The organism is Paeniglutamicibacter sp. MACA_103, assembly GCF_045798555.1.
Taxonomy (GTDB): domain Bacteria; phylum Actinomycetota; class Actinomycetes; order Actinomycetales; family Micrococcaceae; genus Paeniglutamicibacter.
In genome coordinates this window covers 1-15,111 of the sequence record NZ_JBIXLN010000072.1, presented here as the reverse complement: position 1 = coordinate 15,111, position 15,111 = coordinate 1, and the positions used below count along the sequence as shown (strand labels likewise).

At 69.1% G+C, this 15,111-nt stretch carries 12 protein-coding genes; 7 read left to right on the top strand and 5 right to left on the bottom strand.

Annotated features, from left to right (window positions below):
* Positions 1–84: 84 nt before the first annotated feature.
* Genes ACIPVK_RS20735 through ACIPVK_RS20725 form a run of 3 tightly spaced genes read right to left on the bottom strand, consistent with a single transcriptional unit; the run spans position 85 to position 5,881 of the window.
* Entirely contained in the window at positions 85–1,953 is a 1,869-nt protein-coding gene (locus tag ACIPVK_RS20735; RefSeq protein WP_407613879.1) for a DUF5719 family protein, read from the bottom strand.
* Positions 1,950–5,321, bottom strand: a complete 3,372-nt coding sequence (locus ACIPVK_RS20730; protein ID WP_407613878.1) for a glycosyltransferase — start codon at positions 5,319–5,321, stop codon at positions 1,950–1,952. Before ACIPVK_RS20730 ends, ACIPVK_RS20735 begins: the two co-directional genes overlap by 4 nt.
* Positions 5,322–5,350: 29 nt before the next feature.
* A complete protein-coding gene (locus ACIPVK_RS20725) occupies positions 5,351–5,881 on the bottom strand; it encodes a WhiB family transcriptional regulator (RefSeq protein ID WP_407613877.1) in 531 nt (176 codons plus the stop codon).
* 289 nt (positions 5,882–6,170) lie between these two features.
* Here ACIPVK_RS20725 and ACIPVK_RS20720 point away from each other — a divergent pair, with 289 nt between their 5' ends.
* Positions 6,171–6,905, top strand: a complete 735-nt coding sequence (locus ACIPVK_RS20720; RefSeq protein ID WP_407613876.1) for a TIGR03089 family protein — start codon at positions 6,171–6,173, stop codon at positions 6,903–6,905.
* 120 nt (positions 6,906–7,025) lie between these two features.
* Here ACIPVK_RS20720 and ACIPVK_RS20715 read toward each other — a convergent pair whose 3' ends face one another.
* Positions 7,026–7,583, bottom strand: a complete 558-nt coding sequence (locus tag ACIPVK_RS20715) for a GtrA family protein (RefSeq protein WP_407613875.1) — start codon at positions 7,581–7,583, stop codon at positions 7,026–7,028.
* A gap of 197 nt (positions 7,584–7,780) precedes the next feature.
* Between ACIPVK_RS20715 and ACIPVK_RS20710 the strand changes: the two genes are divergently transcribed.
* From ACIPVK_RS20710 to manA, 4 genes are read left to right on the top strand one after another with little or no spacing between them, the layout of a single operon-like run.
* Positions 7,781–8,980: a 5-(carboxyamino)imidazole ribonucleotide synthase gene (locus ACIPVK_RS20710; protein WP_407613874.1), complete on the top strand. Its 1,200-nt coding sequence runs from the start codon at positions 7,781–7,783 to the stop codon at positions 8,978–8,980.
* Between the two features lie 29 nt (positions 8,981–9,009).
* Entirely contained in the window at positions 9,010–9,510 is a 501-nt protein-coding gene (purE, locus tag ACIPVK_RS20705) for a 5-(carboxyamino)imidazole ribonucleotide mutase (RefSeq protein WP_407613880.1), read from the top strand.
* Positions 9,511–9,518: 8 nt separating this feature from the next.
* Positions 9,519–11,141 (top strand): LCP family protein, encoded by a 1,623-nt coding sequence (locus tag ACIPVK_RS20700; protein WP_407613873.1) that lies wholly within the window; start codon positions 9,519–9,521, stop codon positions 11,139–11,141.
* A 43-nt stretch (positions 11,142–11,184) separates the two neighbouring features.
* Positions 11,185–12,441 carry a mannose-6-phosphate isomerase, class I gene (gene manA / locus ACIPVK_RS20695; RefSeq protein WP_407613872.1) on the top strand — a complete coding sequence of 419 codons (1,257 nt, stop codon included), beginning with the start codon at positions 11,185–11,187 and terminating at the stop codon, positions 12,439–12,441.
* A gap of 88 nt (positions 12,442–12,529) precedes the next feature.
* Here manA and glpX read toward each other — a convergent pair whose 3' ends face one another.
* Positions 12,530–13,552, bottom strand: a complete 1,023-nt coding sequence (glpX, locus tag ACIPVK_RS20690; protein WP_407613871.1) for a class II fructose-bisphosphatase — start codon at positions 13,550–13,552, stop codon at positions 12,530–12,532.
* 173 nt (positions 13,553–13,725) lie between these two features.
* Between glpX and ACIPVK_RS20685 the strand changes: the two genes are divergently transcribed.
* Together ACIPVK_RS20685 and ACIPVK_RS20680 are read left to right on the top strand one after the other, a co-directional pair.
* Positions 13,726–14,409 carry a DUF4245 domain-containing protein gene (locus tag ACIPVK_RS20685; protein WP_407613870.1) on the top strand — a complete coding sequence of 228 codons (684 nt, stop codon included), beginning with the start codon at positions 13,726–13,728 and terminating at the stop codon, positions 14,407–14,409.
* Positions 14,410–14,561: 152 nt separating this feature from the next.
* Positions 14,562–15,111, top strand: a 550-nt coding sequence (locus ACIPVK_RS20680; protein ID WP_407613869.1) for a carbonic anhydrase, incomplete at its 3' end; no start/stop codon positions are given.

Sequence of the window (15,111 nt, the reverse complement as noted above, 5' to 3'; positions counted from 1 at the left end):
CGCCGGGGCATGGGAAAGGCGGCTCCCGGAAGCCAATGTTCCGGGAGCCGCCCACCTCTGTCACTTGACAAACCTTCTTACATATCAGTCGCGCAGCACGACCTGGACGCCCTCGCGTCCCATCGCCGCGTCGCTGAGAGGCACCGCGGCGATGCCGAATGCGCCTTCGGTCAGGACCGCGGCCGCGTAGCTGGGGGCACCGGTGGCCGAGAGCACCAGGGCGGTGGCGCCGGCACCGAAGTCCGAGGCCGTCAGGGCGACGGACTTGCCGCCGGCCAGGTCGATGCTGCGCGCCGCCGACAGCTTGCCGTTGGCACTCAGCGAGCGCACCGAGACCTTGGCGGTGTCCTCGGGCGCATTGAGCACCACGGTGGCCCGGCCCTGGGCCGGGAGCACCAGCAGGTGCTCGCTGCCCAGTCGGCTGGCAGCACCGGCCCAGGCCAGGTCGATGGGTTCGTTGGGCTTGGTTCCGCGGACCATCTTCACGCTGGCGCTCACGGCCGAGTCGCCCTCGACGACGATGGTGTAGTTCCCGGCCGGAAGCCCGCCCAGCGGCATGCGTGCGGTGGCGTTGGAGGCCACCACGACTTCCCCGCCTCCGGGGATGGGAACCTCGCCGTTCGGTCCGAGCGCGCGCACCTTGACGGAGGCGCCCTCGGCAGAGGTGGCGGCGAGCACCACTTCGGCGTTGGCGTTGGCGTTGGCGGCGGGCCTGCCCAGCTCCCCGGCAAGCTTCGGGGCCAGGATCGCGACCCCGGGGATCACCTGGGTGTTGTTGGCGGTGGCCGCGGCCCCCAGGTAGTCGACGCCGCCCGGGACCAGGCCGCGCAGCGTGCTTTGCTGGATGGTGGCGTTGATGCGCCCGCCGGAGGAGGTGACCTTGGCCGAGAGGGCCGACTCGTTCGGCGCGTAGCCGGCCAGGATGACCGACTTGGACTCCCCCGGGGCCACCGCAAGGGCGGAGAGGCTGGGGGCGGAGACCATGCCGTCGGCGCCGCGCAGGTCCACGCGCACCTGGGCGACGGAGGCCGAGGGGTTCACCAGGTTCAGCACGGCCGTCGATCCTGGCGTGGTCATGGCCCCGGTGAGCCAGGCCTCGGAGGACGGTGCGGCGCAGCCGGCGGCGGCGAGCCCTGCCAGGTCCCCGTCCGCGGCGGAATAGCTGCGCACCGCGGAGACCAGGGACTGGACCCCGCCCAGCGGCTGGGCGTGCACCGTGAGCGACTCGGCGTAGTTGGTCACCGGGCCCGGTGTGCCTCTGCGCTCGGAGGTGCCGTCGGCGCCGGCGCCGGTGGCCCGTTCGGCCTCGGCGGCGGGCAGGCGCGGGGCAATGGTCTTTTCGACGCCCGCATCGTTCCTGAGCATTTCGGTTCCGGGGATGCGGCCGGCGGAATCGGAGAGCACCGCGGCACGCACGCCGGTCTTGGCGTTCTTGGAGGCCGGGGCGAATTGCGGGTCGACCCCGGACCCGGCGCCGGTGAACAGCTTCATGGTCGCCGGGCAGCTTGCCAGCGCGTCGCCCGCGGGAAGCGAGGTGAGCGCGACGTCGGTGCCGGTGGCGGCGGTGGCCGGGGGGAACACCGATCCGGCGGCGATGGCCGCGGCGCCCAGGCACAGCACCCCGACCGAGCCCAGCACGCCCAGGGCCCTGCCCTGGGTCTTGCTTCGTTGGCCGCGGGCCGGCGCAGCGGGCTTCGCCTCCGCCGTCGGTTCCCTTGCCGGCTCGGCGGCCGCGGCGGGCTCCGCAGGGGCCGTGGGTGCCGAAGACCCGGCGTCCGGGGAAGCGGCGTCCGTGGCTTCGGGCTCAGGTGCCTGCGGCGCGGCGGCCACGGGAGCGGGCACCTGCTCGCCGTCCCGTGGAAGTGCCGCCCCCGGGGCCAGACCCGCGGCTTCGCGGGCGGCCTGGGCTGCGCGGTCGGCTTCGCGGCGTGCCTTGCGGGAATCGTTTTTCACTGCTTCTCCTTGGCGTCCGCGAGAGCGTGTCCGCGGTCGAGCTCGTCGATGCTTTCGGCGTTGCCGCGGGTGCGGTATTCATCCAGGCGGCGCGCGGCAAAGCGGCGGCTGCGCGGGATCGGGATGACCAGCAGCAGGGCCAGCAGCAGCACCACCAGTTGGGCGATGGCCACGGGCACCTTGTAGGGGCTCTGGTAGTGCAGTTCCAGGGTGCCGCCGGCGGCTCCCAGTTCGAAGCCCTGCGCCCATTGCGCGGTCTCGACACCGGTGCCGGTGGAATCCGCGGCTTGCCCGGCGTCGGCGCCCACGGCGAGGCGCTTCAGCGCCACGCCGTCAAGGGTTGCGCTCCAGCCGGCATCGGCGCGCTCGGCCATGGCCAGCACCCTGCCGGCCTCGCCGGGCTCGATGCGTGCCCCGGAGACTTCCCCGCGGTGCGAGGGCAGCAGTGCCACGGTCTTGCCGCCCGCCACGATGCGCACGCGGGAGGTGGAGTCGGTGGTGTTGTCAACGCCGGGGATCTTTTCCAGCGGTTCCACGCGCCACAGCCATCCGGACTCGGTCTGGCCCACGGGGACCAGGCCCGGCACCGCGTCGAGGCGCGCCACCAGGGCCGATGCGGTGGCCCGGGAATCCTGCAGCACCACGAATCCGGTGCCGAGGGCCGCGAGCTCCTCGCGCGGGTCCAGGGCGGAGTCGGAGACGAGGGTCGCCACGGTCTGTTCAATGAGCCGCTCGGCGTCGTCGGATTCGCGCAGGGCCGGGGCCAGCAGGCTGCCGACGACGCGGTTGGCCGAGGTTGTCTGGGACAGCGAGTCGGCCGTGGTGCCTGCGCCGTTCATCAGGGCAGCGCTCACCGCCCCGTCGCCGTTCTGGGCCAGCACCAGCGTGCGGTCCTCGTAGGCTCCCAGTCCGCGGTCCGCGGCGGTGGCCGGCAGGGTCCGGGCCGCCACCGGATGCAGGGCGCTGGTGGTGCCCAGGTCGGTTCCGGCCAGCGCCCCGGCCGGAGCCGGGTTCTGCGCGATGATCCAGTTGCCGCCCGCCACCAGGACGGAAACGCCCAGCAGGGCCGAGGCCCAGGCCAGGGTGCCGGTGGCCACGCGGCGTGCACCCGGCACGCCCGGGGCCAGCGACTCGCGTTCGCCGCGGAACACGGAGATCCCCAGGCCGGCGGCGAAGAGCAGCGCCAGGACGAAGAAGGAAACGAAGGGGCCGTTGAACGCGGCGACGAAGGTGTCCCCGGCCACGGCGGAGGGAACCAGCGAGGCGCCGTATCCGGCGGCGAGCATCAGCACGCCGCCGAGCCACAGTGCGCGGGCCAGTGGAGTCGAGCCGTTCCGGGCCCCGGCAAAGAGGCCGGTCAGTGCGCAGACCAGCAGCGGGGCGCCGACCAGCAGCACCAGCACCAGGGCCCAGGGGCCGGCGGGCAGGAAGCCGAATCCGGCGGGGGCGGCGAGCGGGTCGAAGGCGGTGGGGAAGCCAAGGCCCTGGGCCCACAGCGGGGCCGCGGCGTGGGGCAGGGCAAGTCCCGGATCGGTGAGCAGGGCGCGCGGGTTGCCCAGGGACGCAACGATGAGCGGAAGGTGGAAGACCAGCATCGGCAGCGGCACCCACCACAGGGTCTTGGCCCGTGAACGCAGCACGATGGCCGCGAGGACGATGAGTACCGCCAGGACCAGGCCGACGGCCGGGGACCCCGCGGCGATGGGCACCAGCAGCAGGGCCGCGGCAGCCGCGGCGGTCCAGGACGGGACCGCACCGACGCCCGGGCGGGCGGCGCGCCCGCGGCCTGCGCGGAAGTCGACGCCGGCGCCGACCGAGCGCAGCAGGGCCAGCAGGAACAGCGGGGCCAGGACGTGCACCAGCACGCTGCCGGTCCGGCCGGAGGCCAGGGCGACCTGCAGCGACGGGGCCAGCCCCCAGAGCAGGGCGCCTACCATGCGGGCGGCGCGCGAGCGGGTGACCGCGGCCAGGCCCAGCCAGGCGCCCAACGCGGCCAGCGGCATGGCCAGCAGGGTCAGCACCACGGCGGCGCCGTTGGCGTTTCCGCCGCCGGCCAGCGACGTGAGCCAATACAGGTAGTCGACGGGATCCCCGCCGGCGGGGTTGCCCGCCCCGAGGTTGGCCCACCAGGAGGTGGCGTTGGTGAAGATCTCGCCGGGCCGGGAGGAAATCGGGAGCATCGCCCCGCCTGCCACGGCCCCGGCGCCGAAGAGTGCGCGCAGCCCCACCAGCGACACGGCCAGGGTGGCCAGCACTGCGATGATGCCGCTGACGAAGGCCGAGGTCCGGTTGGGCGCCGCCAGCGCGGCGAAGTCGTTGCGGGAATCCCCGCTGGGGTCCTGCGAGGTGGTGGCGCCGGTGCCGTCCCCGTAGACGCTCTCGCCGTCGAGCGAGTCGAGCATGTTCTTGCGGTGTTCGCGGACCAGGTCCTGGTCGGTGAGCAGCCGGGAGATGGACCTGCGCGGGACCCGGCGGGTGGCACCTGCCGCGGCGCGGGACCTGGAAAGCTTCAGGGGCGTGCCCACGGCCCTGAAGGTGGCGCCCAATTGGCCAAAGGCGTAGGCGGGGTCCTTGGCCAACACGGAGAGCAGGAAGCGGTAGATCCCGCCCAGCACCGCGCCGACAACCAGGAAGGGGATGGCCCAGGCCGGGGCATGCTTCAGGCGCATGAACACCTCGGCACGGCGGGTTTCGGCCGGTCCGGCCAGGTCGCGGAACACCGAGGCCTTGTGGTGGATCTTGGCGGCGGGCACGATGACCACGCGGTTGCCCATGAGTCGGTTGCGCCAGCACAGGTCCATGTCGTCGCCCAGCCCCGGTAGCGCCGGGTCGAAGCCGCCCAAGGCCTCGAAGACGTCGCGGCGGATCAGCATTCCGGCGCTGGTCACGGCGAAGGAGTCGGTGCGGGCGTCGTACTGGCCCTGGTCAAGCTCGTCGATCTCGATCAACGTCAGCCGCTCGGCGTACTTGTTCATGCCCAGGCCCACGTCCAGCAGGCGGCGCGGGGAATCGAGGTCGAGTTGCTTGCACCCGGCAATGGTCACCGATTCGGTGGCTTCGACCACGGTGAGCAGCTTTTCCAGCGCGTTGAGTTCGGGCACCGAATCGTCGTGGATCAGCCAGAGCCATTCGGTGCGGCCGGCGCGCGGCTCACCGAGGGATTTCACCGCGGCCATCACCGAATGCCCGAAGCTGTGCTCCGGGACCTCCAGGAACGTTGCATCGGAAGGCAGGTGCTTGCGCAGGAGCTCCGCGGATCCGTCGGTGGACGACGCGTCGACACCGACGAAGCGGTCAATCAGTCGCGACTGGTCGCGCAGCGCGGCCAGGGTGCGGGGAAGAAAAGCTGCGCCATTGTGGGCAGCCACAATGGCGGTGACGTGGATCGTGGGGAGAATTAGACTGCTCGCTTCCGCAGGCGACGACGTTCACGCTCGGACAGTCCGCCCCAAATCCCGAACCGTTCGTCGTTGGTCAGTGCATATTCGAGGCATTCGGAGCGCACATTGCAGGCACCGCACACCCGCTTGGCGTCCCGGGTCGATCCGCCCTTTTCGGGGAAGAACGCCTCGGGGTCGGTCTGCGCGCACAGCGCCTCGGATTGCCAGCCCAGTTCGCCGTCTTCGTCCTCGGCCCCCAGTCCGATCCAGATGGCCTGGGCGGGGCTCTTGGCGTCCAATATGGCATCCAGGCTCGGCGCCCATGAGGGGGTCGGGTCCGTGGCCAGGTCGTTGGCGGCATCGTGCGCCAGCAGGAATGCAGCCGTTTCCTCTTCCGGCGTCAGGGCCTTCGAGCGAGCGGCGTCCTGCTCCCGGCCGGTCTCGGCAGGGTCCACAAACCAGTCGGCCGGTACGTCCCGGGCCCCGCTGTAATTTGGCGTAGGCGCCGTCGTTGCGGCTTCGTCGAAGCTTCGATCCACGTTCCCCATGGTTTACTAACCTTCCGCCGTTACGAACTTGATACCTAAAATGACCCTAAAAGAGCGACGTCGGCGGCCTTTCAAGAAAAAGCCGTCGCGAGACAATTTCCCTCTCCCTGACGGTGCACTATCTAATTACACTGGTGTAACTCCGGTCGCGTCAAGTGCGGCCGTCGATTTTAGCCACACATGTCGTAGATTTAGAGACACGCCACGCCCGAGACTTCGCCGTGATCGTACAGAAATACGCCCGCCCGCGGATTCCCGGGGAATTCACAGGCTTGACAAGGAGCTTCACATGACCATTGATACCAACTCGTTATCTCCCGTCGAATCCCTACTGGCTCCGGTACGCCATTCCACCCACCCCTACTTGACCTGGTACTCCAAAAGCGGAGAGCGCGTGGAACTCAGCGGTCGGGTCTTCGACAACTGGGTCGCCAAAAGCGCAAACCTTTTGCACGAAGAATTTGATTTAGCCCCGGGCAGCGTTGTAGCCACCGACATGCCGGGCCACTGGAAGTCCGTGGCGCTGGCACTGGCGTGCTGGCACCTGGGCGCCGAGGTGCGCTGCGTGGCCCCCGGAACGGATCCCGGGGATGTTGACGTATTTATTACCGCCGACACGCAAACCCTAACAGTCAATGGCTCGGTCGAGGTCATCGCCGTCCCCCTGCCGGCACTGGCCATGGCCTTCGACGGCCCGCTGCCGGTGGGCGCCACCGACTACGCTTCCGAGGTCCGCTCCTACGCCGATTCGTTCAACCACTCCCCCATCGACACCGCGGCCACGGCACTGCACTCCGCGGCCGCCACGCTGGACTACAGCCAGCTCTTTGCCGCGGCCGCTTCCCCCGAGTCCGCCGGCACCGCCCTTCTCAGCACCGCGTGGCCGTTGGAACGCATCCTGCCCGAATTGGTGTCGCTGTGGAGCGCCGGGAACGCGGTGGTGCTGGTGGAGGACGGCACGGAGATCAGCAAGGCCCTGCTCGAGGGCGAACGCGTGGTGACGCGCCTGGACGGCCAGTCCTAGACGGCGCAGGCACTTCCCGCCCGCCTTGAGGGCATGAAAAAGCCCCGGCACGTTCCCTGGTTCTTCCGTTCACCAATGGGTGAAGCGGGAAACCGGAAAACGTGCCGGGGCCGGCAGCTGCTAGGCGGCGCCGTCCGGCGACCGGTTCGGTTCCGCGGCTCCCCGCTCGGCCGAAACCGGCTCGGGGCCGACGCGCAGCAGTTCGCGGTCGTGGGCAAATTTCTCTTCGGCATCCAGTTCGGCGCCAAAGACCCAGAAGCGGTAGGCGAAGAAGCGGAAGATGGTGCCCAGCACCAGTCCGACCACGGAGCCCGCAATGAACAGGCTGGTGGTGTCGGTCAAGCCGATCCAGTACTTGGTGATGAACACACAGGCCGCGGCGATGCCCAGCCCGATGGCGTTCATGATGAGGAACATCACCAGTTCACGTACCACGTTGGACTGGCGGCGATGGCGGAAGGTCCAGAAGCGGTTGGCCACCCACGAAAACATCGTGGCGACGACGCCGGCAATGATCTTTGCCTTGACCTCGGAATCGTGCATGGGGCCTTCGAGCATCCACAGGTAGATGCCGGAGTCGATGATGAACGCGACACCCCCGACCACGCCGAATTTGGCGACTTCGCGCCACATCATGGACGCGAGGCCCATGAGTTTGCCCCAGATCTGTATCAGCATGATCCTCCGTGGTTTCGTATCAATTCACCAGGCCGCCACACGGCTAGATTCCGGTGCGTTCGGTGCGGTCGAACCGAGTTTTCCACACACGGCCAACCAAACTATTCTAATGCGGTTCACTGAAAGTTCACCGCCAAAGGTGTCCAAACTCGCTTTGGGTACCTCTGGCAGGTTCGCGCGTTCGGTAGGCTAGGCGGGTGACGTTTCCAGTGATTGGCGTTGTTGGCGGAGGCCAACTTGCCCGAATGATGGCTCCCGAGGCCCTGAATCTCGGCTTCGAACTACGCATCCTGGCCGAGGGCCCGGATGTCTCTGCCGCGCGCAGTGTGGCTTCCGCCCCGGTAGGTGACTATACGGATTTGGCGGCCCTGCGTGAATTCGCCCGCGGGGTGGACGTCCTGACCTTCGACCACGAGCACGTGCCCAACGAGCACCTGCAGGCGCTGATCGCCGAGGGCGTGAACGTGCAGCCGCGCCCGGATGCGCTCATCCATGCGCAGGACAAGCTCGTGATGCGCGAGGCCATTGCCGCTCTGGGCCTGCCCAACCCCGAATGGGCAGCGGTTGAAACCGTTGAGGAGCTGGTGGCTTTCGGCGAGCGGATCGGCTGGCCGATCGTGCTCAAGACCCCGCGCGGCGGCTACGACGGCAAGGGCGTGCGCATGATCGATGACGTACAGGAAGCCCGCGACGCGGCCGATTGGTTCGGCAACGGCGCCCTGCTGGCCGAGGACAAGGTCGCCTTCACCCGCGAACTCTCCGCCTTGGTCGCCCGCAACCCCAGTGGCGAGGCCAAGGCCTGGCCGGTGGTGCACACCATCCAGGTCGATGGCGTCTGCGACGAGGTCATCGCCCCGGCACCCGGGCTGGACCCGGTCGTCGAGGCGGCAGCCGAAGAAGCGGCCCTGCGCATTGCCGAGGCCTTCGGCGTCACCGGCGTGATGGCCGCCGAGCTCTTCGAGACCCCCGGCACCGGCGCCGGGTTCGTCATCAACGAACTTGCCATGCGCCCGCACAACACCGGGCACTGGACCATGAACGGGTCGATCACCAGCCAGTTCGAGCAGCACCTGCGCGCGGTCCTCGACCTGCCGCTGGGTGCCACCGACGCGCTGGCCGAGACCACCGTGATGAAGAACTACCTCGGCGGGGCGAACCAGGACCTCTACGGTGCCTTCGCCGCCGCGCTTGCCGCGCAGCCGCGCGTGAAGGTCCACGCCTACGGCAAGTCGGTTCGTCCGGGACGTAAGATCGGCCACGTCAACGTGGTGTCGGAGCCCGGCGAGTCGGTTGACTCGCTGCGCGCCCGCGCCGACGCCGTGGCCTCGATGATCCGTGACGGCGTGCCCTCCGCGGCCGCATCCACCACCGCCACCACCGAAGGACAAGCATCTTGAGCACCACCGCACCCCTGGTTTCCCTGGTCATGGGATCCGACTCGGACTGGCCGGTCATGAAGCTGGCAGCCGAGGCCCTGCGCGAATTTTCCATCCCCTTCGAGGCCGACGTCGTCTCCGCGCACCGCATGCCCGAGGACATGATCGCCTACGGCAAGGACGCGCACACCCGCGGCATCCGCGTGATCATCGCCGGCGCCGGCGGAGCCGCCCACCTGCCGGGCATGCTCGCCTCGGTGACCCCGCTGCCGGTCATCGGCGTGCCGGTGCCACTGAAGACGCTCGACGGCATGGACTCGCTGCTCTCCATCGTCCAGATGCCCGCCGGCGTCCCGGTCGCCACCGTCTCCATCGGAGGGGCGCGCAACGCCGGCCTGCTGGCCGTGCGCATGCTCGCCACCGGAACCGACGAGCTCGCCGCGTCCCTGCAGGAAAAGCTCATTGCCTTCGCCGCCGAGCTGCGCCAGGTCGCGGCCGACAAGGGCGCCGCCCTGCGAGCCGCCGTGGCCTCCGAAACCCCCGGCACGTAAGGACCCCTATGACAGCGACCCGCCGTTCCTCCCGCAACCCCGACCTGCTCCCGGATCCCGTCTCGGCACCGGCACCGGTGCGCTCCAAGCGCGCACTGTTCCTGCTGCTGCTGACCACGTTCTTCCCCGGCAGCGCCCAATGGGTTTCCGGGAATCGCGCCCTGGGCGGGTTCGTCATGCGCGTCACCATCGCCTGCTGGGCGCTGCTCATCCTGGTGCTGGCCCTCGCGCTGCTCAAGCGCGACTGGCTGCTGGGCTTCTTCGCCCAGGGCTGGGTGCAGCTGGGCGCCTCGCTGGTGCTGGTGGTGCTGGCGGCCGGCTGGCTGCTGATGTTCCTGAACACGCTGGCGATCATTCGCCCCAGGTACCTGGCCCCGGGGGCGCGGATCGGCCTGACCGCCACGCTGCTGGTGCTGGCCCTGGCGATCAGCGGGTCCCTGGGCTACGGCGCCTTCGTGCTGAACAAGGGCCGCGAGACCATCTCCAGCGTCTTCTCCGCCGGACCCGCCTTCAAGCCGGTCGACGGCCGCTACAACATCGCGGTGTTCGGCGCCGACTCGGCCGGGAACCGCGAGGGCGTGCGCACCGACTCGATGTCGCTGCTCTCGGTCGACGCCAAGACCGGCAAGTCGCTGCTGATCTCCATCCCCCGCAACCTGCAGAACGCGCAGTTCTCCGCCGACTCCCCCATGCGCGAGGTGTACCCCAATGGGTACGACTGCGGGGACGAGTGCCTGTTCAACGCGATCTACCGCAACGCCACCGACAACCACGCCGACCTGTACCCCGGGGTCGCAAACCCCGGCGCACAGGCCACCATGGAGGCCATCGAGGGCACCACGGGCCTGAAGGTCCAGGCGTACGTGATGATCGACATGGCCGGGTTCGCCGGGTTCATCAACGCCATGGGCGGGGTCACCGTCGATTCGGGCGGCTGGGTCCCCTACAACGGCAAGTACTGGCCCAACTCCTCGGTGAACACCCACTGGTTCGCCCCCGGCAAGCAGACGCTCACCGGCAAGCAGGCCCTGTGGTTTGCCCGCTCCCGCGACTTCACCACCGACTACCACCGCATCGCCCGCCAGCAATGCCTGCAGCAGGCCATGATTTCCCAGTTCAGCCCCAAGACCATGCTCACGCGCTTCACCTCGATCATGGACGCGGGCGAACAGCTGGTGGAGACCGACATCCCGCAGCAGCAGCTCGGTTCCTTCCTGAACCTGGCCGACAAGGCCCGGCAGACCCCGTTCAAGCGGCTGACGCTCGGCGCACCGGACTTCGGCTCGGCCGGCGACAAGTTCTCCACCTACCCCGACTTCGACGAGATCCACTCCCGCATCGAGGGGCTCATCGCCGCGCAGTCCGAATCCGCGGCCAAGAAGACCACGTCGGCGACCGGTGAATCGGCCAAGGCCAAGGAGTCCTCCGCGCCGGCCAAGTCGACCAAGGACTCCGGGACCAAGCGCAACACCCAGCCGGGCAAGATCAACACGGCGCCCTCCGACGCTCCCACTGCCCAGCCCGACGGCTCGAAGCTGGACGAGGCCTACCTGGTCACCCTCGAACAAATCGGCCGCACCGACCTGCTCTCAAAGATTGCCGCCAACAACAACGAATGCTCGGTGCCCTAACCCGGCCACGGCCGCACGGCCGCCCAACGCCCTAAGGACTACGATGTATCGCCTGACAAACACCATCCGTGATTATGCCTGGGGATCCACCGGCGCCATTGCCGGGCTGCTGGGAACCGCGCCCAGCGGCAAGCCGGAAGCCGAGATGTGGCTCGGGGCCCACCCCTCCGCGCCTTCCCGGGCCTTCGACGGCCAGGAGGGCGGCGAGGCCGTCGACCTGGACCGGTTGATCGCCGCCGACCCCCAAGGGCTGCTGGGCCCCGAAGTCGCAGGGGCCTACGGCCGGCTGCCGTTCCTGATGAAGCTGCTGGCCGCTGGCAAGCCGCTTTCCATCCAGGTCCACCCCTCCGCCGAGCAGGCGGCCGCCGGGTTCGCGGCGGAAAACGCCGCCGGCCTGCCCGCCGATGCGCCCCACCGGAACTACCGCGACGGCTCGCACAAGCCGGAAATGATCTACGCGCTCACCGATTTCGCGGCCCTGAGCGGCTTCCGCTCCCCCGCCGAAACCGCCGGGCTCTTCGACGCCCTGGGCGCCGCGATGGATGCCGAGGCGGCCGAAACCTGCCAGAAGATCGCCTCGCTGCTCTCGAACCCCGACGAGGCCGAGGCATTGAGCTCGACTTGCGCTTACCTGCTGGGCGGGACCCCGGAACCGGGCAACCTGGTGCCGGCCGCTGTCGCCGCCATCGAGGCGAACCCAGCGCTGGCCGAACACCCCTCGCTGGCGGAGCTGCCGCGCATCAACGAGCACTACCCCAACGACGTCGGCGTGCTGGTCTCGCTGCTGCTGAACCTGGTGGTGCTGGAACCCGGGCAGGCAATCTACCTGGATGCCGGAAACGTGCACGCCTACCTGCGCGGGCTGGGCGTGGAGGTCATGGCCAACTCCGACAACGTTCTGCGCGGCGGGCTGACGCCCAAGCACATCGACGTGCCCGAGCTGCTGCGCATCAGCCGCTTCGAGGTCCTGGGCGTCCCGCACCTGGAACCGGTTCAGACCATGTACGGCCAGCAGGTCTTCACCCCGCCCTTTGCCGAGTTCCAGCTCCAGCACATCGAGCTGGACGCCGTCGCCGATGCGGCCGACATGGGCGGCGGGGACGTGCCGGTGGCGGCCAACGGCCCGGTGATCGTGCTCTGCGTCGACGGCGAGGTGCTCATCGACACCCCGCGCGGGGACGAACTGTTGCGCCGCGGCGATTCGCTGTTCATCGGCGCCAACGAGGCCCCCGCCATGGCGCGGCGCAGCGCCAACGCGGCAGGTCGCGCCTTCGCCGTGACCCCGCAGCCGCTCTCCTAGTCCAACAAGGCAAAAACGCCTCGGGGCCCGGCAGGAATCACTTCCTGTCGGGCCCCGAGGCGTTAAGCGGCCGGGGCCGCGGTGGGTCCTAGCGCGTGTAGGCTTCCCACTTGTCGGACTGGTGCTCGCCCTCGACGAAGCGGATGGTGCCCGACTTCGAGCGCATCACGATCGACTGGGTGTGGATGCGGCCGTTCTTGTAGCGCACCCCGCGCAGCAGGTCGCCGTCGGTGATGCCGGTGGCGGCGAAGTAGCAGTTGTCGCTGGTCACCAGGTCGTTGGTGGTCAGCACGCGGTCCAGGTCGTGGCCGGCGTCGATGGCCTTCTGCTTCTCGTCGTCGTCGGTGGGCCACAGGCGGCCCTGGATGATGCCGCCGAGCGACTTGATGGCGCAGGCGGTGACGATGCCCTCGGGCGTTCCGCCGATGCCCATGAGTACGTCCACTCCGGTGCCCTCGCGGGTGGCGGCAATGGCGCCGGCGACGTCGCCGTCCATGATGAACTTGGTGCGCGCACCGGCGGCGCGGATCTCGTCGACCAGTCCCGCGTGGCGCGGGCGGTCAAGGATGCACACGGTGATCTGGTTGATCTTCTTGCCCTTGGCCTTGGCAATCAGGTGCAGGTTCTGCTTGACCGGCAGGCGCAGGTCGACCAGCTCTGCGGCTTCGGGACCGGTGACCAGCTTTTCCATGTAGAAGACCGCGGAGGGGTCGAACATGGAGCCGCGGTCGGCCACGGCCAGGACCGAGAGGGCGTTGTTGATGCCCAGGGCCGCCAGGCGGGTGCCGTCGATCGGGTCGACCGCAACGTCGCATTCGGCGCCGTTTCCGTCGCCCACGCGTTCGCCATTGAACAGCATCGGGGCTTCGTCCTTCTCGCCCTCGCCGATGACGACGACGCCGTTGAAGGAGACGGTGGACAGCAGCGAGCGCATGGCGTCGACGGCCGCGCCGTCGGCGGCGTTCTTGTCGCCGAATCCGACCCAGGGGCTCGAGGCGATGGCTGCGGCCTCGGTGGCGCGCACCAGCTCAAGGGCCAGGTTGCGGTCGGGTGACGCGTCGCTGACAGACAGTCGTGGGGACAGGTGGGCAAAATTCGTGGCTTCAGTCACGGTCTTCCTCGTCGTTGAGATCTGTTCGTTTGCCGGGGGCCAACAGGTTCCATCATATCTCCCGGGGCCGATTAGTCCCTTTCGGCCACGACTTGCGTTACGCCTCCGGCCGCGTCCGGGGCCGGCCGCCCGCCCGTTTAGATTCTGTGCGGCGGATGGGCGAGAATGGAGGGGTGAGTGAACACCCCGAAGGCCCCGCCGCAACCCCCGCATCCCCCGCAAGCGCCAGCACCCCGGAACCCGTGGATGCCGCCCTGCCCGCGGGGGCACCGGACTCGGCGCCGGCCGCCGCACCGGAGCCCGTCAAGCCGGTCCTGACCCCCTCGCAGGCCAAGCGCGCCAACCAGACGCTCAAGGGCATGATCATCTCGGTGCTGCTCACCGTCGCCGTGGCGATCCCCGTCATCCTGATCAACCCGGCGAACAAGGCCGAGAACTTCCGTGCACCGGTCGATGTCGCCGATGTCGCCTCTCAGGCCGCCGTGGACGCAGACTTCACCCCCTGGGCCCCGAACCTGCCCGAGGGCGACTACGTGAACTTCGCGCGCTGGATCACCGGGAACGTCGACGGCATCAAGTTCTGGGAATTCGGCGTCGTCACCAAGGACGACGAGTTCGTCTGGGTCAAGCAGACCGCCGGGGCCAACCCGTCCTGGCTGGCCGCGGTGACCGAGAACGCCTCGCCCGCCGGCACCCACGCCGTGGACGGGACCGACTGGGAGCTGCGCACCAAGGACAAGTCCCGGACCCTGATCGGCACGCGCGGGAAATCTACCATCGTGCTGACCAGCGACAGCGGCATGGACACCCTTGAGTCGCTGGCCCGCCTGGCCCAGCAGGAGATCCCCGCCAACTAGCCCTTCCGCCGCCGGGCATCGGAAACGGGGCAAAAGTGAGAGATGCGCCACAATGGACCCGCCCGGCGCGCCCCGTAGAACCGGCAAGTGCGGGACTTCACGAAGCGTAGGACGTGCATGCGCGGTTGGCCGGGGCGTCTAAGCTAAAAAACATGAATGAATCCGACGTCCCCGTCGACCACGTTGCCCTGACTCCCGCACAGGCATGGCGGAAATTGCGCGAAGGCAATTCCCGCTTCGTGGCCGGTCACACCGACCACCCCAACCAGGATGCGCTGCGCCGCCAGTTCCTGGTGGACAAGCAGCACCCCTTCGCCGTGATCTTCGGCTGCTCGGACTCCCGTCTCGCCGCCGAAATCATCTTCGACCTGGGATTGGGCGACGTCTTCGTGGTGCGCACCGCCGGCCACGTGATCGACTCGGCCGCACTGGGCTCCCTGGAATACTCGGTGGCCATGTTGGAGGTGCCGCTGATCGTGGTGCTGGGCCACGACTCCTGCGGCGCGGTGACCGCCACCATCGACTCGGTGGAAAGCGGAACCATGCCCCCGGGCTTCATCCGCGACCTCGTCGAGCACATCACCCCGTCGGTGATCACCGCCCGGCGCAACGGCATCCGCGACGTCAACACCACCGTGGTCGAGCACGTGCAGCAGACCACCCACCGCCTGGTGGAACAGTCGCGCATCGTTTCCTCGGCCG

Coding starts and splice junctions, on each gene's coding strand:
- manA (WP_407613872.1), top strand. CDS start 11,185: ATGTATCGCCTGACAAACACCATCCGTGATTATGCCTGGGGATCCACC.
- ACIPVK_RS20700 (WP_407613873.1), top strand. CDS start 9,519: ATGACAGCGACCCGCCGTTCCTCCCGCAACCCCGACCTGCTCCCGGAT.
- ACIPVK_RS20715 (WP_407613875.1), bottom strand. CDS start 7,583: ATGCTGATACAGATCTGGGGCAAACTCATGGGCCTCGCGTCCATGATG.
- ACIPVK_RS20720 (WP_407613876.1), top strand. CDS start 6,171: ATGACCATTGATACCAACTCGTTATCTCCCGTCGAATCCCTACTGGCT.
- purE (WP_407613880.1), top strand. CDS start 9,010: ATGGGATCCGACTCGGACTGGCCGGTCATGAAGCTGGCAGCCGAGGCC.
- ACIPVK_RS20725 (WP_407613877.1), bottom strand. CDS start 5,881: ATGGGGAACGTGGATCGAAGCTTCGACGAAGCCGCAACGACGGCGCCT.